This is a genomic window from Deltaproteobacteria bacterium (assembly GCA_020848745.1).
Taxonomy (GTDB): domain Bacteria; phylum Desulfobacterota; class Binatia; order UTPRO1; family UTPRO1; genus UTPRO1.
Map to the genome: position 1 here is coordinate 96,728 of JADLHM010000110.1, position 20,403 is coordinate 117,130.

A 20,403-nucleotide genomic window follows, 5' to 3' on the forward strand; every position below is an offset into this window, starting at 1 on the left:
GCGGGCGTGACCGGCGAAGCTGCTGCCACTTGGAAGCGCTGTAACACCTGCAAGAAGCCGATCGCGTTCGGCAGCGGCTACTTCAGCTGTAGCGTGTCGACCTGCAGCCGCAAGGGGACGGACTTCGCGTTCTGTTCGGTCCCGTGCTGGGATGCGCACGTACCGGTACTGCGTCACCGCGACGCGTGGGCCGAGGAGGAGACCGCGCCGACCGCCGCCGCGTGGGCGGCGCGCCAGCGGGCGGAAGCGGAGCGGCCCGCGGCGCCGCCGCGGGCTTCCGTGCCGCCGCCGCGTCCATCGGGCGCGGCGGGCCCATCCGCGGCGCCCATCCCGCGCGACGTCCTGATCGTCGTGTCGAAGCTGAAGGCGTACGTCCGCGCCCGTTCCGGCATGAACACCTCCGACGCGGTCGCCGACGCGCTCTCCGACCGCGTGCGCGCGCTCTGCGACCAGGCGATCGACCAGGCGCGCGCGCACGGCCGCAAGACCGTCCTCGATCGCGACTTCGACTGATGCCTCCGCCGATCCCGGACCGGGCCCTCCGCCAACCGCGCTATCTCAGCGTCCGCCGCTCGCCGCTCGCGGGGCTCGGCGTCTTCACCGCCCGCGCCATTCCGAAGGGGACGCTGCTGCTCGAGTACCTCGGCGAGCGTATCTCGCACGACGAAGCCGGCGAGCGCTACTACGCCGCGAAGGAGCCGGACGCGTTCGTCCTGCTCTTCACCGTGAATCGCAGGGTCGTCATCGACGGCGGGGTCGGCGGCCGCGCGGCGCGTTACGTCAACCATTCGTGCGATCCCAACTGCGAGGCCGACGAGATCGGCGGGCGCATCTTCATCACCAGCATTCGCGAGATCCCGGCCGGCGCGGAGCTCACCTACGATTACAACATGGAGGCGCCGTCGCCGCTGCCGCGGGACTGGCGCCGCCGCTACGCTTGCCGTTGCGGTACGGTGCGCTGTCGGGGCACGATCGTCGTGCGACCGCGGCGCCGCCGCCGATCCGCCGCCGCCACGAAACGAAAGTCGAGGTCCCGATGAACGATCCGTATCAGTGGCTCGATGCCGTGACGCAGGCCGCGCTCGTCCGCCAGGGGGAGGTCACGCCGCGCGAGCTCGTGGAGGCGGCGATCGCCCGCGCCGAGCGCGTGAACCCGGCGCTGAACGCCATCATCACGCCGCTCTACGAGAAGGCCCGCGCCGCCTCGGTCGACCCGCGGCTGCCGGCGGGGCCCTTCCACGGCGTCCCCATGCTGCTCAAGGACATTTTCGGCTACAGCGCCGGCGACGCCTACCACATGGGGATGCAGGCGCTGCGAGACGCCAACTTCCTCGCCCCGCACGATACGCATCTCGTGACCAAGCTCCGCCGGGCCGGGTTCGTCTTCCTCGGCCGCACCAACGCGCCCGAGCTCGGCACGATCCCCTCGACGGAGCCGTTGACCTACGGCCCGACGCACAATCCCTGGGATCCGACGCGCTCGCCCGGCGGGTCGAGCGGCGGCTCCGCGGCCGCCGTGGCGGCGGGCGTCGTCGCGGTCGCCCACGCCAACGACGGGGGCGGATCGATCCGCATCCCGGCGAGCGCGTGCGGCGTGGTGGGCCTGAAGCCCTCGCGCGGGCGGGTCTCGTTCGGACCGGATCTCGGCGACGGCGTCGGCGGCCTCGCGGTCGAGGGCTGCGTGAGCCGGACGGTGCGCGACACGGCGGCGTTCCTCGACGTGGTCGAGGGGCTCATGCCGGGCGATCCGTACGGAGCACCGCCTCCGCAACGGCCCTACCGCGAGGAGGTGGGCGCCGATCCCGGGACGCTCCGCATCGGCGTCATGACGCAGGCGCCGGCCGGGTCGACCATGGTCGATCCGGACTGCGTAGCGGCCGTCGAGGGCGCCGCGGCGCTGCTCGGAGAGCTCGGCCATCGCGTCGAGTCGTCGCATCCGACGGCGCTCGACGACATGGAGACGTTCCAGCACTTCGGCATCATGTTCGCGACCTCCACCGCGCGCATCCTCGACGCCGTCGGCGAGCTCCTCGGCCGCACCCTCGGTCCCGAGGACGTCGAGCCGTTCAACTGGGCGCTCGCGGAGATGGGACGCGTCGTGAGCGCGCGCCAGTACCTCATGACCGCCGATTGGCTCTTCGGGTACACCCGGCGCGTCGCCGACTGGTGGGCCGGCGGCTTCGATGTGCTGCTGACGCCGACCTTGCCCGAGCCGCCGTGGGCGCTCGGAGGATTCCACGGCGTCGACCCGATGATGGCGGGGCTGCGCGCCCAGGCCCTGTGCGCCTTCACGGGCCCGTTCAACATGACCGGCCAACCGGCGATCTCGCTGCCGCTCGCGTGGAACGCGAACGGCCTGCCGATCGGCGTGCAGCTCGTCGCGGCCTACGGACGCGAGGACCTGCTGCTGCGGGTCGCAGCGCAGCTCGAGCGCGCGCGGCCGTGGATCGATCGACATCCGCCGATCATCGCCTAGCGTCCGCCGGACGTCGGGTCATGCCCTGACCCGCGGCGGGCGTCACCGAACGAGGTGCACCCCGGGTGCGCGATCGCGCCGGATCGGCGTGCCGAGCGTCCGGTCTGATCCGGATCAGCGCAGCTCGACGCTCGGTATTGCGCCGTAGTGGCGCACTTCGAGCTCCGTGGCGCGCTTTCGCGCGGCCGTCCGATGGACGCCGAGCGCCGCATGTCCATCGAAGGGGCTACGAACATGGGTTCTTTCACCGGATTGAGCCTGACGACCAGGGGCCGGTTACTCTGTAGACCTCTCGCGCGGGTGAGTTCGCAGCCACCGTCGGCCTGCGCTTGGCCCGCGCACCTACCCAGATACCCAAGGAGGTCCTGACCCATGCGCTCTCCCATCTACCGTTCACTGGTCTCCGGCGTGGCGGGCATCGTCACGGCGCTCGCGACGCTCGCGGCGCCTGCCGCCGCCGCCGTCGTCTGCGTACCGAACATCGGCATCGACGGCTCCTGTACGGGATCCGCCGCCACCATCAACGCCGGCATCGCCGCGGCCGCCGCCGGCGACACGGTGCTCGTCGACGACGGCACCTACGTCGAGTTCGTCGTCATCGACCGGAACGTGACCTTGGTCTCGCTCAACGGCCGCGCCGTGACCACCATCGCCCCGCCGTCGACGCCGACCGGCACGCTCGGCACCATCACGGTGATCAACGCGACGACCGGCGCGCAGATCGGCGCGCCCGGCCAGGGCTTCACGGTGAATGGCATCGACAACCTTTCGCCCGGGGTCGAAAGCGCGGCCGTCTACTTCCAGGGCAGCCACAGCAACGCGAAGGTGCTCGACAACGAGATCGTGGCCGCCGGCGACGCGGGCTTGCAGACGGAGTACGGCCCGACCATCAGCGGCTTCGTCGTCTCCGGCAACACGTTCTCCGGCCAGACCTTCACCGGTGCGAATCCCGCGGACTACGGCTTCGCGAACCAGTTCACGACGCCGAACGTTCCCCGTCAGCTCGTGGCGATCGGGTGCGGCGGCGGGTGCCTCAACACCTCCAGCACCACCTTCACCAACAACCAGGTGACGGGTGCCGCGGGCGGCTGCAATGCGGGCGGCCAGGAACAGGGCAACACGCTCGTCACCATCGACTCGAACGGCGCGACCATCACCGGCAACGACTTCAGCGGGACGACGAGCCGGTTCGCGACCAGCCTGCGGGCGCGCGGCGCGAGTACCACGATCTCCGGCAACACCTTCGACAGCACCGGCCTCGTGGCGAGCTGCGCGACGCCGATCGTGCCGCCGGCGACCGGCCACGTCTACGTCCAGAACACCGGCGAGACGGTCGGGACCGTGGCGGGGCAGAACACGTTCGACAAGGGCGTCTACGCGAACGCCGCCGTGGGCACGATCGGGTTGAACATCCAGGGCGCGAACAACGCGGTGCCGAACGGGACGACGGTCTCCGTGCTGCCGGGGACGTACCAGGAGAGCCCGAATCTCACCAAATCGCTCACCCTGCAGGCAGTCGCGCCCACCTGCGGCGCGACTATCATCCAGTTGCAGGCGCCCCCGGTTGCGACCACGTACCTCGGGGCGCTGACGATCAACGGCGCCGACACCACGATCGACGGCTTCACGATCGTCGGGCGCGACGGGACCCCGTCCGTGATCGCTGCCACCAACATCTACCTCAGTCCGGGCCTCAATACCGTCACCATCAGCGACAACTGCCTCAAGGTGGGCGCGAGCGACCCGGGCAGCACCACGGGCGACGACGGCTTCGGGATCGTCTCGTCGTACGACGACACGAGCGTGAACGTGAACAGCCTCGTCGTGACCGGAAACACGTTCCAGCCGCTGAACGCCGTGGCTGACCGTGTCTTCTACATCAACCCGGGCGTGGACGAGTTCCGGTTCGAGAACAACGCCATCTCGGGCAACTTCCGCTACTCCACGGTGACGCAGGCGGCCGACGGCCTCGTCAAGGACAACGTCATGACCGGGACCGGCGCGCCGGGGAACCGATCGGGCGGCCTCGTGGCGTGGGGCTACCCCGACGCGACCGTGTGGGGGAGCACGACCTTCACCGGCAACGACATCAGCGGCACCCGGCGCGCCATCGGGATCTACGAGGCCAACGACGTGGTCGTCCAGTGCAACCGCTTCGCCGACAACGGCCGCGGCGTCGAGGTGATAGAGTACATCACGGGCGTCAATTTCGACCTGAGCACGATCGACATCCACACGAACAGCTTCCTGAACAGCGACGTCGAGGGCGTCACCAACAACTGTGACGGCGGCGTCAACGTCTGCGTCGACAGCAACGGCAACGTCGATGCCGAGAACAACTGGTGGGGCTGCGCGGCCGGTCCGACCAACCCGGCGTGCGATGCGGTGAGCGTCGGCGTCGACTACACGCCGTTCGCCGTGGGGCCGGCGCCGTGCGTGAGCTGCACGCAGGATGCGGACTGCAACGACGGGCTCGTGTGCAACGGCGCCGAGACCTGCAACGTCGGCACGGGGATGTGCGTTCCCGGCACGGCGCCGGATTGCTCGCCGTTCGCCGATCAGTGCAACGCCGGCGTGTGTGCGGAGCCGGGCGGGTGTCAGGCCTCCCCCCTGCCGAACGGCACCGGGTGCGTCGCGACGCCCGATACGTGCTCGATCCCCGACACCTGTCAGATCGGGGTCTGCACGGACGGCGGCGGCGGCGACGTCGACGTCGACGGCATCTGCGCCACCGACGACAACTGCCCTGTGGTCCCCAATCCCGACCAGGCCGACATCGACGGTGACGACCTCGGCAACGTTTGCGACCCGGACGACGGGCCGATGAACGCCACCTCGGTCGATCTGAAGCGATCCAACAACGTGGGGCGCCCGAACGGAGGTGTGGGTCTCAAGGGCGACGTGATCCTCGATCCGTCGCAGAGTCTCCTGACGTCGCCGAAGATCACCTTCACGGTCACGGACAGCAAGACGCCGACGCCGTTCTCCGTGTCGCAGACCTGGACGGTCAGCACCGAGTGCGCGGTCAAGGGAACGCGCATCAGCTGCTCGACGGCGGACAAGAAGTTCAAGGCGAGGTTCAAGCCGTTCCCGAAGACGCCGGACGTGTATCGCTTCTCCGCGCGTTTCCGGAAGCTCGCGACGGCCACGGACCTCGTGTTCGAGGGGCCGGTGACGGTCGTCCTCACCTTCGGCCCGCCGCCGCCGGCGAGCGGACAGTTCGACCTCACCTCGGTGATCTCGGACTGCCGCGCTACCTCGAGCGGCATCAAGTGCCGGCAGTTCTGAGCTGAGTGCAGTGGCGAGCGTGCGAGCGGGGATGCCGGGCGTTGTCCGGCGTCCTCCGCTCGCACGCGCCACCGGGAGGTTCCCCGCGGCGCTCCGGCGAAAGGATGTATCGTTGCGGCGCAGAGAGATTCACCGCTGATGGCTTGCGCTCGGTCCGTCGCGTGTTATCAAGAACGAGGCGTCGGCGATGACCACGGACCATTGGCTGTGCTCGTGAACGCTCCGGCTTCGGCCATTCGCATCGCGATCTCCGATTCCCGCACGCTCGTGCGCGAGGGCTTGAAGGCGCTCCTCCAGCTCCAGGCGGGTGTGGTCGTGGCGGCGGAGATCAGCGACGGCGCCGACGTCCTTCCCCGGCTGACGAACGCACCGTGCGACGTCCTCTTGCTGGATCGCGGCATGCCGCTCGGAAATACGGACATCCGTGAGCTCAGCGAGGGCATCCGCGTCCTCGTGCTCTGTAGCGACGGGGACGATCCGGGCGATGCGCTGAACGCGCTGCGATCGGGAGCGCGGGGCGTGGTGTTCCATGAGTCGTCGGTGGCGGCGCTCATCGAGGCGATCCGCACCGTCGCGGCGGGGCGCGTGTGGATGCCGTCCGAGCTTCAGGCGCGCGTGGCCGACTTGCTGCACGAGGAGCCCCCCGCGCGTCTCACGGCGCGGGAGCGCGAGATCACGAAGCACGTCGCCAACGGCCTCCGCAACGCGGAGATCGCGCGCCTGCTCTTCATCAGCGAGCAGACGGTGAAGACGCACCTCGGCCGCATCTTCCGCAAGGTGAGCGTCCGGGATCGCATCGGTCTGACCCTGTACGCGTTGCGGTGCGGCCTCGTCGCCCGCGCCAAGTAGCCCCGAGAGCCTGCGCGAAAGCGTGCGTGCGGGTGCATCCGGAGAATACCCGACGCGCGGAGGCGGGGGGCGATGGCGGGAGGCACCGCTCCAAAAGGGGACGACTGGCCGGTGATCGACCTCCGTCGCGGGCGAAAGTGCTTCAAGGCGGGTCAGCCCGCCCGGAAACTCCGTCCCGAAAAGGCGCGTCCGGGACATAGATCGATATCGAGTCACGCATATGCGGGTCACCCAGTCGTCGTACTGAATATAAGTTAGCCGGCGTATTGAGCCTGACGATGGTCTCTCGGGTATCCGTGACCAACCCTAACCAGCCGTACCAATCCGTAAGGAGCCGATCCATGCGCCACGAGTCCCGTCGCTCCCGTCCACATCGGTGGGTGGTCATCGTCTGCGCCGCGCTGATGACGGCGATCGCCGCCGCTGATGCCTCGGCGGTTCCGAATCCGGCACCGGTCCAGCTCTTCTACGTGCCGTTCCCCGAGGACCAGTTGCTGACCGCGCTGCAGGCGATCACGAGCGGTGGTATGGGCACCACACCCGCGAGTCCGGTCACGAGCTACATCTCGATCGCGGCGGTCGCGGACGGCACGATCGTCTACTACGATCAGTGGGAGAACGGGTACGACGCCGACATCGCCAATCCGGCGAATCTCTACAGCGGCGGCAACCCGGGCGGAACGCAGATCTGGGGCGACGGCAATCCGGCGAACGGTGCGCCGCCGTCCGTTTGCGTCGGCGGCAGCAACAACGGTGCGAGCTGCACGGTGAACTCGCAGTGTCCGGGCGGGACCTGCGACACGAGCGACCTGATCAACGCGGGGAAGGTGATCGTCCTCAAGAACGACATCAACACCGCCAGCATGCTCACCATCGACTTCGACGGACGCGACAAGATCGCGGCGACGAAGACCATCGCGGTGTCGAAGACGGGATGGGCCGCCGGCTCCGGTACGCTTCTCGCCGGCTCGGTCGAGATCTTCGACACCAACAGCTACGGCACCGACTACCGCGCGCCGGTCGGAGCCAACATCCCGGACGGCACCGACCACCAGATGTTCGAGTACACGAGCCTCTTCATCGTCGCCGCCGCAAACAACACGACCGTCAACATCGACAAGGACGCGAGCGGGGGCTTCGAGACGACGGTGGTGCTGAACGAAGGCGAGAACTACTTCGTGAACGGCGGCGTCGTCGCGGGTGGGCACGTCACGTCGGACAAGCCCGTCGAGGTTCACATGCTGACGGGCGACATCGCCTCGACCTACGAGAGTCGCGACTCCCAGATCCTTCCGACGAGCCTCTGGTCGAAAGCGTACTACACGCCGGTGTCGACCGCGGCGACCGCGCAGAACCAGGCGGCGGGCACGACGGTCTGGCTCTACAACCCCGGTGCCGGCAACCTCACGGTGCAGTACACCACGCGCGACGGCGGCGGGGCCCTGACGACGACGCCGCTCGTCGTGCCGGGCGGGCCGGCGGGCGGCTATCTGTCGCAGGTCATCCCCGACGGGTACGGGGCGAGCTTCACGGCGCTGTCGGCCTTCTACGCGCTCTCGACGACCAACTCGACCGACACGAATAACGGCGGCAACCAGTCATGGGACTGGGCGTACACGCTCGTCCCCGAGGACTCGCTGACCCCGCAGGTGCTGATCGGCCTCGGCATCGGCCGCGACCCGACGTCGGGGACGAATCCGAACGAGAACGGCAACCCGGTGTGGGTGACGCCGGTCGGGAACGGCGACGTGGCGGTGACGGTCTACGTCGACTTCGACGCCGATCCGCTGACCGGACCGCTCACCGATCCCAACGGCAACCAGTACAACGTGGCGCTCTCGCTGAAGGAGCTCGAGCGCGCCAAGATCTACGATACCAACGACCGCGATCAGACCGGGACGCTGGTCTACACGTTGACGACGGGCGTGAAGCTCGCGGCCGCCTGGGGGCAGGACCCGCTGACCGCGACGATCTCCGCTCCGGGGCTCGACGTCGGTACGGGCGTTCCGCCGCTGCCGCTCTTCTCGGCCGGCAAGAATGGCACGCTCTTCACCGACAACGATGGCGACGGCTTCATCAGCCCGGGCGACGTGATCCTGTACACGATCCCGATCGTCAACATCAGCCGGGCGCCCGTGCCCGACATCCTGTTGAAGGACACGCTGCCCGCCGACACGACGTACGTGCCGAACTCGACCTTCTTCACCAACGCTGCGAACGTCACGACGCCGATCCCGGACGACGGCATCGGCACGGCGTTCCCGCTCGACGGGGCCGGCGTGATCCTCGATCCCATCACGGCGCTCCCGGTCGGCGGCTCCTACCAGGTGACGTTCAAGGTCACGATCGACGCGTTCGGCGGCCTGACCCCGGGGACGAGCGAGATCGTGAACGAGTGCACGGCCACCGCCGTCGGCGTCACGGTGAAGTGCAAGGACGTCACGCCCTTGAACGGCTGCATCGGCGACTTCGTCTGGTACGACCTCGACGCGGACGCGATCCAGGACGGCGGTCCCGAGGGCGGCATCGGCGCGGTCACGCTGAATCTCTATCGCGACGTCAACGGCGACGGACTCCTCGACGGCGGCGACGTGCTCGTCGCGAGTCAGAACACCAACGGGAGCGGCGCGTACAAGTTCTTCGGCCTGCTCGCGAACAAGTACATCGTCGACGTCGTGAGCGGCACGGTCCCACCGGGCTACGGGCTCACGACCGCGAACGATCCGAAGGCCATCACGCTCGCCGGCGGTGAATGCAACCTCACGGCCGACTTCGGGTACGTGCTCCTGCCGACGGTGACTCCGACGCCGACGCTCAGCGCGACGCCGACGGCGACGAAGACGGTGACCCCGACGCCGACATTCACGATCGTGCCGACCGTGACGGCGACGCCGACGGCCACGGCAACCGCGACGCCCACCGTGACGGCGACGCCGACGGTCACCGCGACGCCGACGGTCACCGCGACGCCGACGGTCACGGCGACGCCGACGGTCACCGCGACCCCGACGGTCACCGCGACCCCGACGGTCACCGCGACGCCGACGGTCACGGCGACCCCGACGGTCACCGCGACGCCAACCCTCTCCGCGACGCCGACCGTCACCGTCACCTCGACCATCTCGCCGACGCCGACGGTCACGGCGACCCCCACCGTCACCGCGACGCCGACCGAGACCCCGACCGCCACGGCGACGCCGACCGTCACGGCTACACCGACCCTCACCGCGACGCCGACCGTCACCGTCACTTCGACCATCTCGCCGACGGCGACCGTGACGGCGACCCCCACCGTCACGGAGACCCCGACCGTCACCGCGACGCCGACGGTCACGGCGACGTTCAGCGCGGCGCCGACCACGATGCCGACTCCGGGCTGCGGGGACGGCGTGGTGGTGGATCCGGAGACCTGCGATCCTCCCGATCCGGCGCTCGGTCCGAACGGGCAGACCATCTGCCGTCCCGACTGCACCTTCTGCGGCGACGGGGAGGTGCAAGCGAATCACGAGGAGAGCTGTGACGACGCCAATCTCGTGAGTGGCTGCCGGACGGACAAGCCGCAGAAGCCGCTCGACGGGTGTCTCAACAACTGTCAGGAGCCGATCTGCGAGGATCCGTCCAAGATCAAGGTCGACGCGGGTGGTCTCGACGTGATCGAGGCCCACGGGCGTCTGATCGCGACGACGGACGTGGACTTCCGGAGCGGCCCGCTGCGGGTCCGGATCTCGCGACTGGTCTGCTCGCACGATGCCGAGGTCCTGTGCGCGAGCTCGGCGGACTGCGAGGCGCTTTCGCCCGGCTCGACCTGCGCGGCGAGCGGTGCCGGCGCCATCGTCTTCGAGGTCACGGTGCCCGGTGAGGGACTCACCAACAACAACCTGCTGCGGTGGCGGTACCGCAACGTCGCGGCCAAGACCGAGGGCGGCCTGTACTCCATCCAGATCAAGGGGAAGACGACCAAGAAGCGCTGCGCCGGTGGCGGTGACGACGGAGCTCCCTGCGCGGCCGCGAGCGATTGCTCGAGCGCCGTCTGCTACGGCTACTATGCCATGAAGCTGAAAGCGTACGGCGACGCCTCCCGTGCGGTCGGCGACATGCAGACGGAGCTCTCGGGCGGCGGACACGGCTGGGCGGTTCGCGGAGTCTGGGAGCAGCGCGGCAGTAGCTGGCGGCTCGGCAAGAAGAGTCAGTTCCTCGAGCCTTACTGACGTCGGGCCGAGGTCCGGAGAGGACGGCCGTGCGCGGGGGGCGCCGGCCGTCAGCTCCGGGAATCGCCGTGACTCGCGGGCCCCGACGATCTCGGGATGATCGTCGGCATGGGATGATCGTCGGCATAGTTTGTGGCGCGCCCGACGAGGCTCCATAGTCGGGCGGATGCCGCCGCCGCGCCCGCTTCCGATCGACCCGTTGTTGCCCGCGGTCGTCAGCGCGCTCGCCCGGACGAATCGCGTGGTGGTGCGGGCCGCGCCGGGCGCCGGGAAGACCACGCGCGTGCCGGCGGCGCTTCTCGATGCGAAGATCGCGAAGGATCGCCGCGTGCTGGTGGTGGAACCGCGGCGGGTGGCGGCGCGCGCGGCGGCGGAGTTCGTCGCCCGCGAGCGCGGGGGTGCGGTGGGAGGGGAGGTCGGCTACCGCGTGCGCTTCGCCCGCCAGGGAGGCGCCGCGACGAAGCTCTGGTTCCTCACCGAGGGCGTTCTCGGCCGCGATCTCGTTCGCGATCCCTTCCTCGAGGACGTTGGCGTGGTCGTCCTCGACGAGTTCCACGAGCGGCACCTGCAGAGCGACGTCGCGCTCGCGGTCGTCCGCGAGCTGCAGGACACGGTGCGTCCCGATCTCCGTCTCGTCGTGATGTCGGCGACCCTCGAGAGCGAGGCGCTCGCGGTCTACCTCGGGAACGCCGCGGTGCTGACGTCCGAAGGGCGGGCGCATCCGGTCGACGTCGCCTACGACGATGCGGGGCAGGGCCGGCGCCTCGACGAGCGCGTCGCGGCCGCGGTGCGGCGCGCGCTCGAGCACCCGGGCGACGTGCTCGTCTTCCTGCCCGGTGCGGGCGAGATCCGGCGCGCCGCCCGCGCGCTCGCGCCGCTCGCGGCAGCCCACGCCGTCGACGTCGTCACGCTGCACGGCGATCAGCCCCTCGACGAGCAGGCGCGTGCGCTCCGCGCCGGGCCGCGGCGGCGCGTCGTACTCGCGACCAACGTCGCCGAGACCGCGCTCACGGTGGAAGGCGTGACCACCGTCGTCGACTCCGGCCTTGCGCGCGTCGCCTCGTACGATCCGCGCACCGGCCTCGACCGGTTGCGCCTCGCCGCGATCAGCCGGTCCTCGGCGACGCAGCGGGCGGGGCGCGCGGGCCGGATCGGTCCGGGGCGGTGTCTGCGGCTCTGGTCGCGCGCCGAGGAGGTCGGCAGGCGCGCGCACGAGCTACCCGAGATCCGGCGCGTCGATCTCGCGCGGGCGGCGCTCGAACTCGCGGCGTGGAGCCTGCGCAACCCGACGACGCTCGCGTGGCTCGACGCGCCGCCGCCCGGGGCGCTCGAACGGGCGCGCGTGCTGCTCCGCGACCTCGGGGCGCTCGCCGGCGATGGCTGGGCGCCGACGCCGCTCGGGCGGCGGCTTCTCACGACGCCGGTCGCGCCGCGGCTCGGGCGCATGCTCGTCGAGGCGGAGGATCTCGGCGCGCCCGCGGCGGGTGCGCTCGTCGCGGCGCTCGCGAGCGAGCGCGACGTGGTGCGGGCCGCCCGCGCGTTCGGGGGCACGAGCGGTGCGGCGCCGCTCGGCGCGGGGTCGTCCGACCTGCTGGTCCGCGCCGACCTCTTCGCGGAGGTCGCGGCCGCGGGATTCGCGCCGGGCGCGTGCGAGCGCGCCGGGGTCGACCCGCACGCCGTTCGCGTCGTCGAGCGGACGCGCCGTCAGCTGCGCCGTGGGGCAGAGGCGCGCGGCGGCGCGGTTCCGGACGGATGCTGCGCGGGCGTCGGTCCGGATGACGACGCGGTCGTGCTGCGGGCGGTGCTCGCAGGGTTTCCCGATCGCGTCTGTCGGCGCCGCGAACCCGGCGGCCGGCGCGCGGTGATGGTCGGCGGCACCGGCGTCGAGCTCGCCGCCGAGAGCGTCGTCCGGGACGCCGAGCTCTTCGTCGCGGTCGAGGTCGAGGGGGGCGAGCGCGGCAGCGAAGCGCGCGTCCGGCTCGCGAGCGCGATCGAGCGCGCGTGGCTCGCCGAGGTCTTCCCCGGCTCGGTCACGACCGCGCGCGAGGTCGTGTGGGATCGGGCGAACGAGCGGATCGTCGCGCGCACCGTCGTCCGCTATCACGACCTCGTGCTCGACGAGCGCGTGCGCGGCGACGTCCCTCCGGACGAGGTCGCCGCGCTGCTCGGCGAGCTCGCGCGCGCCGATCCGCAGGCGGTCGTCGCCGGTCGCGAGGACGTGCGGGCGCTCGCCGCCCGCGTCGCGTTCCTCGGACGCACGATGCCGGAGCTCGCGCTCCCCGAGCCGGCGATGCTCGTCGCCGACGCGGTCGCGGCGCTCGCGGCGGGCGCACGCTCGTTCGCCGAGCTCCGGCGCGCCGACGTCGTCGGAGCGGTCGCGGGCCTGCTCACGCACCGCCAGCGCGCGGCCCTCGCGGAGCACGCGCCGTCGCAGTGGCCGCTCCCGAGCGGACGGCGCGTGCCGGTGGACTACCCGGCGGATCGCCCGCCGACGGTGGCGGCGCGCATCCAGGAGCTCTTCGGGCTCGCGGCGTCGCCGCGCCTCGGCGGCGGTCGCGTCGCGATCCTCTTCGAGCTCCTCGCGCCGAGCGGGCGTCCGATGCAGGTGACGGACGACCTCGCGAGCTTCTGGCGGACGACCTACGCCCGGGTGCGCGCCGAGCTGCGGGGACGCTATCCGAAGCATCCGTGGCCGGACGACCCGCTCGCCGCGGCGCCCACGTCTCGCGCGAAGCGGCGCTGAGGGGGTCGGCCGGCGCGCGGGCTCAGAGGTTGTGAAGAAATCCCGGGACCGAGCCGGGCGAAGAGCGCCGAGCAGCGCAAGGAGCAACCCGCAGGAATACCTGGAAGGTATTCCGAGGACGTGCGACGCCGCGATGCGACGGCACTCTGAAGCCCGGCGACGGGAGGGGATTTTTCACAGCCTCTCAGGTCGCGGTCGACGTGAGCGGCGGGATCGGGCGGCCGAACGAGGTCACGGCGAGGAACGCCCGCGCCATCGCGGGAACGACGCGCGGTCGCAGCAGCTCGGGCGCGTAGGCGGCGAAGCGGCGCTCGTTCTCGCGGAGACAGAGCGCCACGAACGAGCGTACTGAGAAGTCGCTCGCAATGGCGGAGGCCCCGCTTGCGGTGAAGCCGTCCTTGGAGACCGGTGCCGCCGGGGTCTCCGTGTCCTTCCGGTGGTCGCCGTCGGCCGCGTCGCGAGCGACGTTCCCGGCCGAGCGGGCCCGATCGAAGGCGGCGCCCGCGAACGAGGCGAGGCAGCGCAGGCGGTAGAGCGGACGCAGGAGCGCCGCGCGCTGCCGGCGCTTGTAGGCCACCCAGTTCACGAGGAAGAGGATGTGGCGGACCTCCTCCTGGACGATGGGCTCGAGGATGCGCAACAGCGCGTGCGGCAGGAATTCGGTCTCGCGGGCGAGGGCGAACATACCGAAGGCGAAGAAGGAGTCGATGCACTCGCCGTAGCCGGTCCGCATGAACGCCGCTTCGAGGTTCGCCGGCAGCGGCTGTTCGGGACCTGGATCGACCTGGATGTCGTAGCGGCGGATGAGCGTGGCGAGGAGCGCCGCATGCCGGGTTTCCTCGTACCCCTGGAGCGCGACCGCCTCGCGGAGCAGCGGCGGCGACTCCTCGGCCGCGTAGGCCGTCACCTTGGCGCCCGTGCGACGCTCCGTGCGGATCGCCTCGTCCCAGAACGGGAGTCCGCGGAGCTTCCCGACGCTCACGGCGTCGAGCTCGGGCCAGGGGAGCTTCTCGGGCTCGAAGGCGTCGTGCGTGTCGATGAACTCGCGGCAGAGGAGCGTGAGGTGAGCATCCGATCCGATCCGCATCATCCGGGAGCTTGTCGCCGCTTCGCGCGACCGCGTCAAGCGCGGTTGCGTCGCGGCCCCCGCTTCGACATCGTGCCGCGATGTCCGCCGACGCCGCACCCGCCGGGTTCGCCGAGGATGCGCTCGAGATCGCGCTCGCGGCGGACGTCGAGCGGCGGCGGGTGCGGCACGGAATCGCGGTGCTCGTCGGGTCGTCGCTGTTGTTCTCGGTGATGGCGGTGTGCGTGCGGATCGCCGGGCGCGAGATGCCGGCGTTGCAGATCGCGTTCGTGCGGTTCACGGGATCGTTGGTCGTGCTGCTCGCCCTGGCGCGCGGGAAGAGGCTGCGCCCGCGCCCCGGAAACCTCGTGCGGGTCGTGCTGCGCGGGGTGCTCGGCGCGTCGGCCATCCTCTGCTACTTCGTCGCGATCCAGCGGATCGGCGCCGGACGGGCGACGCTCCTCCACTGTATGTACCCGATTCCGACCGCGCTGATCGCCGTCGTCTTCCTCGGCGAGCCGGGATCGTGGCGTCTCGTCGGCGCGCTTGCGCTCAATCTGGCCGGGCTCGCGCTCGTGGTCGGTCCGCAGGCGCGGGCCGGCGGCGCCGCGGCGGGCGGCTTCGCGATCGCGCTCGTCGGGGCGATGCTCGCGGGCGGCGCGGTCGCGACCGCGCGCCATCTTCGGGCGAGCGAGGGCGCGTCGCTCATCACGATCTATTTCATGGCGGTGGGGGCGCTCCTCACCGCCCCGGCGTTGCTGCTCGGAACCGCCGTGCCGTCCGGCGTCGGCGTGGCGGCGCTCGTCGGGGTGGTCCTCACCTCCGCCGGCGGCCAGTGGATGATGCACCACGGGCTCGGGTTCACCCCGGCGTCGCTCGGCAGCCTCACGTGCGCGACCGGGGTCTTCACGGCGGCGGGCCTGGAGACGCTTCTGCTCGGCGAGCGGATGTCGGCGACCTTCGCGGGTGGCACGGCGAGCCTCGTCGGCGCGGTGCTGATGTGCCTCGCCGTCGGCCTGGCGGCGCGGCGCGGATGAGCGTGCGGCCGGACGCTTGAGCGTGTAGAGGGCGGAGGATGGCGCCCCGGCTTCCCGCGCTCACCCTTGACGAGCTCGCCGACGTGCTCGGCAGCGCGGCGCGCGCCCGTGCCGTGCTGCGCTGGCTGCACGCGACGCCGACGGTGCCGGCGGAGCTGCCGGCGCGGCTCGACGGATTGGCGGTGCGTCCGTGGTCGGCGCTGCGGGCCGCGGCCGCGTGGACGCCGCCTGTGGTTCGCGAGCGGCGCGCGAGCGTCGACGGCACCATCAAGTACGCGCTCGCCTTCGACGCGGCGCTCGTCGAGACCGTGCGCATCCCCGCGCGGGATCGGAGCACGGTCTGCGTGTCGAGCCAGGCCGGCTGCACGCGCCGCTGCGTCTTCTGCGCCACCCACACACTCGGCTTCACGCGTCAGCTCCGCGCCGACGAGATCGTCCTGCAGGTGATGGTGGCGGCGCGCGAGGCCCCACCGGAGGTTCCGGTCCGGAACGTCGTCTTCATGGGCATGGGCGAGCCTATGGACAACCTCGACGAAGTGTTGCGGGCCGTTCGCGTCTTGACGCAGGGTCCGGCGCCGCAGCTCCGCGCGCAGTCGGTCACGGTCTCGACGTCGGGGGTGCTTCCGGGGATGCGCCGCTTCCTCCGCGAGTCGGCGGCGAGCCTGGCGCTCTCGTTGAACGCCACGACCGACGAGCTGCGTGCGCGGCTCATGCCGCACGGTCGCGTCTGGCCGATCGCGGACCTGCTCGGCCTCCTGCGGGCCGATGCCGCCCGCCACCCGCGGCGCGAGTGCTTCGTCGAGTACGTGCTCTTCGCCGGCCTGAACGACGCGCTCGCCGACGCCGATCGCCTGGTCGCGCTCCTCGACGGCATCGGCGCGCGGGTGAACCTGATCCCCCACAATCCCGTCGCGGGGAGCGCGCTGCGCGCGCCGAGCCGGGAGCGCGTGCGCGCCTTCCACGCGCGCATCGCCGCGCACGGACGGCGGGCGTTCGTCCGCTGGCCGCGCGGGCTCGAGATCGCGGCGGCGTGCGGGCAGCTCGCCGGGTCGACGGCCGCGCGCGCGGGCTGAAGGGACGGCGGCGCTCACGGTCCCGGCGGAGTCCGGGGCCACGCTGCGTCGCTCCGTGCGCCTCCGGCCGCGACCCGGTCGCGACGACTACACGGCCGGCACGCGCGCGCGGAAGCGAAATGCGCCGCGACCCCGTCCCACCGCGACGTCGGCGAAGCCGGCGTGCGCGAGACGGTCCGCGAAGCCGTCGGGATCGACGAGCACCATCGTGTCGAAGAGGTGGGCGAGCCGGAACACGAAGCTCGACGTGCTGTCGGAGCCGACGAACCACGCGCCCGGACGGAGCACGCGCCGCACCTCCGCGAGCAGTCGGTCTTGCAGGACCGCCGAGGGCACGTGGTGGAGCATCGTGCACGACACGGCGCCGCTGAAGGCGGCGTCCGGGAACGGCATCGCGGTGCCGTCGCCCTCGACGACCGTCACGTTGCCGCCGCGCGTGCGCGAGCGGAGCGCGGCGGCGAGCCGCGGATCGATCTCGAGCGCGGTGAGCGACGGGACGCGCGCGCGCAGCAGGTCGGTCGTGAGGCCGGGCCCGGGACCGACCTCGAGCGCGTGCGCGCCGAGGTCCGCGCCGCCGAGGACCCACGGCAGGAGCTCGTCCTGCACGACGCGGCGCCAGTGGCCGGTGCGGCAGTACCAACGATGGAAGCGGTTCATGCTCCGGAGCGTAGCGCTCGCGAGCCTCGCTCGGAACCCATCTGCGCAGCGCTGTCCCTAGGAGCCGGCGAGCTTCTTCTTGAGGAGCGCGTTGACCAGGCCGGGGTTGGCCTTGCCGCCCGTGGCCTTCATGACCTGGCCGACGAAGAAGCCGAAGAGCTTGTCCTTGCCGCCGCGATACTCCTCCACCTTGGCGCCGTTGGCGGCGAGGACCTGGTCGATCGCGGCCACGATCGGTCCCTCGTCGGAGACCTGCACGAGCCCGGTGCGCTCGACGATCGCGGCCGGCGCGTCGCCGCACGCCAGCATCTCCTCGAAGACGGTCTTCGCGATCTTGCCGCTGATCGTGCCGCCGTCGATGAGCGCAATGAGCGCGCCGAGGTGCGCCGCGGTGACGGGCCAGCGTTCGATCACGGGGGCATCGTCGAGCTTCTGCTCGCGCACGAGCCGCAGGATGTCCCCCATGACCCAGTTGCTGGCGGCCTTGGCGTTCGGATGCGCGGTGACGACCGCCTCGAAGTAGTCGGCGACGTCGCGGCGCGCGGTCAGCACCTCGGCATCGTACTCGGGCAAGCCGAGGACCGAGACGAAGCGGGCGCGGCGCGCGTCGGGGAGCTCCGGCAGCGACCGGCGCACGTCTTCGACGAACGACGCGGAAACGACGAGCGGCGGCAGGTCGGGATCCGGGAAGTAGCGGTAGTCGTGCGCCGACTCCTTGCTGCGCATCGCCCGCGTCTCCTCGCGGTCGGGATCCCAGAGGCGCGTCTCCTGGACGAGCGTTCCGCCCTCCTCGAGGACGCGCACCTGGCGCTCGAGCTCGTAGGCGATCGCCCGCTCGACCGCGCGGAACGAGTTCATGTTCTTGATCTCGATCTTGGTGCCGAGCGCCATCGTGTTCCGCGGGCGGACCGAGCAGTTGGCGTCGCAGCGGAAGCTCCCTTCCTCCATGTTGCCGTCGCAGATCTGGAGGTACTGGAGGATCGAGCGGAGCGTGCGGAGGTAGGCGCCCGCTTCGGCGGGCCACGTCATGTCGGGCTCGCTCACGATCTCGAGGAGCGGCACGCCGGAACGGTTGAAGTCGACGAGGCTGGCGCTACCGTGCGCGTCGTGGATGTTCTTGCCGGTGTCCTCCTCCATGTGGATGCGGGTGAGGCGGACGCGCTTGGTGCCGTCCTCGAGCGGGACGTCGATCCAGCCCGCCTCGCAGATCGGCAGCTCGTACTGGCTGATCTGATAGCCTTTGCAGAGATCCGGATAGAAGTAGTTCTTGCGCGCCCAGCGGCTCACCGGCGCGATGCGGCAATGGGTCGCGAGTCCGGCGCGCACCGCGAACTCGACGACGCGGCGGTTCAAGACCGGCAGCATCCCCGGCATGCCGAGGCAGACGGGGCAGGTGTGCCGGTTCGGCGGCGCGCCGAAGGCGGCCGAGCAGCCGCAGAAGATCTTCGACGCGGTGAGGAGCTCGGCGTGCACCTCGAGCCCGATGACGCTTTCGTAGTTGCCGAGGCGCAGGCTCATCGCGGCGCCTCGCGTCCGGCGACGTCCGGAGGGCGGAGCGCGTGCCAGTCGGTCGCCGCCTCGAAGGCGCACGCCGCGCGCAGCACGGCCTCTTCGCCGAAGGGCGGGCCGACGATCTGGAGCCCGATCGGCATGCCGGCGTGATCGAGTCCGCACGGCACCACGATCGCCGGCAGGCCGGCCAGATTGACGCCGATCGTGAGCACGTCCGAGAGGTACATTGCGAGCGGGTCGGCGGTCTTCTCGCCGATGCGGAACGCGGTGGTGGGCGCGACCGGCGTCACGATCACGTCGGCGTCGGCGAACACGCGCTCGAAGTCGCGGCGGATGAGCGTCCGCACCTTCTGCGCCTTCAGGTAGTAGGCGTCGTAGTACCCGGAGGAGAGCACGTACGTCCCGAGCATGATCCGTCGCTTCACCTCGCGGCCGAAGCCGGCTTCACGGGTGTCGCGGTAGAGGTCGAGGAGGCCGCCGGTGCTCGGGGCGCGCAGGCCGTAACGGATGCCGTCGTAGCGCGCGAGGTTCGAGCTCGCCTCGGCGGGGGCGAGGATGTAGTAGCACGCGACTCCGTACTCGGTGTGCGGCAGCGACGCCTCGTGGAGCGCGGCGCCGGCGTCGCGCAGCACGTCGGTGGCGGCGCGCACCGCCCGCTCGACGTCGGGCTGCAGGCCCGCGGCGAAGTACTCGCGCGGCAGGGCGATGCGGAGGCCGCGCGCCCCCGCGACGCCGCCCGCGATCGCGGCCGCGTAGTCGGGGACGGGTCGGTCGACCGACGTCGAGTCGCGCGGGTCGTGACCGGCGAGCACGCCGAGGAGGAGCGCCGCATCCGTCACGTCGCGCGTCAAGGGTCCGACCTGGTCGAGCGATGACGCGTAGGCGATCACGCCGAAGCGGCTCACGCGTCCGTAGGTCGGCTTTAGGCCGACGATGCCGGTGTACGCGGCGGGCAGCCGGATCGAGCCGCCGGTATCGGTGCCGAGGGCGGCGAGCGCCTGGCCGGCGGCGACCGATGCGGCCGATCCGCCCGACGATCCGCCCGGGACGCGCGCGAGGTCCCACGGATTGCGCGTGAGGCCGTAGGCAGAGTTCTCGTTCGACGAGCCCATCGCGAACTCGTCGCAGTTCACCTTGCCGACGATGACCGCGCCGGCGTCGCGCAAGCGGCGGGTCACGGTCGCGTCGTAGGACGGCACGAAGCCCTCGAGGATCTTCGAGGCGGCGGTCGTGCGGACGCCCCTGGTCGCGATGACGTCTTTGACGGCGATCGGGATCCCCGTGAGGGGGCCGGCGGCGGCGCCGCGCTTCAAGGCGGCGTCGGCGTCCGCGGCGGCCGTGAGCGCGGCATCGGCGGTCACGGTGAGGAACGCGTTCAGCGCGGGCTCGGTCGCCGCGATGCGATCGAGCGCGGCCCGCGTGAGATCGACGGCGGAGAGCTCGCCGCGCCGCAGCCGTTCGGCCGCGGTCGCGATGGTGAGGTCGTTCAGCATC

The 20,403-nt window shown here is 71.3% G+C and carries 13 protein-coding genes; 9 read left to right on the forward strand and 4 right to left on the reverse strand.

The features are described from left to right. The first annotated feature begins 6 nt into the window (after window positions 1-6). The 7 genes from IT293_16655 to IT293_16685 all read left to right on the forward strand — a co-directional run bounded on the left by IT293_16655 (window position 7) and on the right by IT293_16685 (window position 13,564). Window positions 7-513 (forward strand): hypothetical protein, encoded by a 507-nt coding sequence (locus tag IT293_16655; protein MCC6766292.1) that lies wholly within the window; start codon window positions 7-9, stop codon window positions 511-513. After that, complete coding sequence (locus IT293_16660) at window positions 513-1,040, forward strand: SET domain-containing protein-lysine N-methyltransferase (protein MCC6766293.1); 528 nt, start codon at window positions 513-515, stop codon at window positions 1,038-1,040. Before IT293_16655 ends, IT293_16660 begins: the two co-directional genes overlap by 1 nt. After that, on the forward strand, window positions 1,037-2,476 hold the full coding sequence (locus IT293_16665; GenBank protein ID MCC6766294.1) for an amidase: 1,440 nt from the start codon (window positions 1,037-1,039) through the stop codon (window positions 2,474-2,476). Before IT293_16660 ends, IT293_16665 begins: the two co-directional genes overlap by 4 nt. 372 nt (window positions 2,477-2,848) lie before the next feature. Continuing rightward, on the forward strand, window positions 2,849-5,764 hold the full coding sequence (locus IT293_16670) for a hypothetical protein (protein ID MCC6766295.1): 2,916 nt from the start codon (window positions 2,849-2,851) through the stop codon (window positions 5,762-5,764). A 213-nt stretch (window positions 5,765-5,977) separates the two neighbouring features. Beyond that, the gene (locus IT293_16675; GenBank protein MCC6766296.1) at window positions 5,978-6,613 is read left to right on the forward strand and encodes a response regulator transcription factor; all 636 of its coding nucleotides are present in this window, start codon (window positions 5,978-5,980) and stop codon (window positions 6,611-6,613) included. 341 nt (window positions 6,614-6,954) lie between these two features. Continuing rightward, on the forward strand, window positions 6,955-10,821 hold the full coding sequence (locus IT293_16680; protein ID MCC6766297.1) for a hypothetical protein: 3,867 nt from the start codon (window positions 6,955-6,957) through the stop codon (window positions 10,819-10,821). A gap of 166 nt (window positions 10,822-10,987) precedes the next feature. Then, on the forward strand, window positions 10,988-13,564 hold the full coding sequence (locus IT293_16685; protein ID MCC6766298.1) for a DEAD/DEAH box helicase: 2,577 nt from the start codon (window positions 10,988-10,990) through the stop codon (window positions 13,562-13,564). 184 nt (window positions 13,565-13,748) lie between these two features. On the opposite strand, the gene IT293_16690 is transcribed toward IT293_16685, so the two are convergent. Further along, a complete protein-coding gene (locus tag IT293_16690) occupies window positions 13,749-14,654 on the reverse strand; it encodes a ferritin-like domain-containing protein (GenBank protein MCC6766299.1) in 906 nt (301 codons plus the stop codon). 77 nt (window positions 14,655-14,731) lie between these two features. On the opposite strand from IT293_16690, the gene IT293_16695 reads away from it, so the two are divergent. After that, window positions 14,732-15,667, forward strand: a complete 936-nt coding sequence (locus tag IT293_16695; protein MCC6766300.1) for a DMT family transporter — start codon at window positions 14,732-14,734, stop codon at window positions 15,665-15,667. A gap of 38 nt (window positions 15,668-15,705) precedes the next feature. Continuing rightward, a complete protein-coding gene (locus IT293_16700; GenBank protein ID MCC6766301.1) occupies window positions 15,706-16,740 on the forward strand; it encodes a 23S rRNA (adenine(2503)-C(2))-methyltransferase RlmN in 1,035 nt (344 codons plus the stop codon). A gap of 87 nt (window positions 16,741-16,827) precedes the next feature. Here the strand turns inward: IT293_16700 and IT293_16705 are convergent, their stop codons facing one another. The 3 genes from IT293_16705 to gatA are packed head-to-tail and all read right to left on the reverse strand — an operon-like array spanning window position 16,828 to window position 20,402. After that, the gene (locus IT293_16705) at window positions 16,828-17,397 is read right to left on the reverse strand and encodes a class I SAM-dependent methyltransferase (protein ID MCC6766302.1); all 570 of its coding nucleotides are present in this window, start codon (window positions 17,395-17,397) and stop codon (window positions 16,828-16,830) included. A gap of 57 nt (window positions 17,398-17,454) precedes the next feature. Next, entirely contained in the window at window positions 17,455-18,915 is a 1,461-nt protein-coding gene (gene gatB / locus IT293_16710; protein MCC6766303.1) for an Asp-tRNA(Asn)/Glu-tRNA(Gln) amidotransferase subunit GatB, read from the reverse strand. Then, the gene (gene gatA / locus IT293_16715) at window positions 18,912-20,402 is read right to left on the reverse strand and encodes an Asp-tRNA(Asn)/Glu-tRNA(Gln) amidotransferase subunit GatA (protein MCC6766304.1); all 1,491 of its coding nucleotides are present in this window, start codon (window positions 20,400-20,402) and stop codon (window positions 18,912-18,914) included. Before gatA ends, gatB begins: the two co-directional genes overlap by 4 nt. Window position 20,403: the final 1 nt, after the last annotated feature.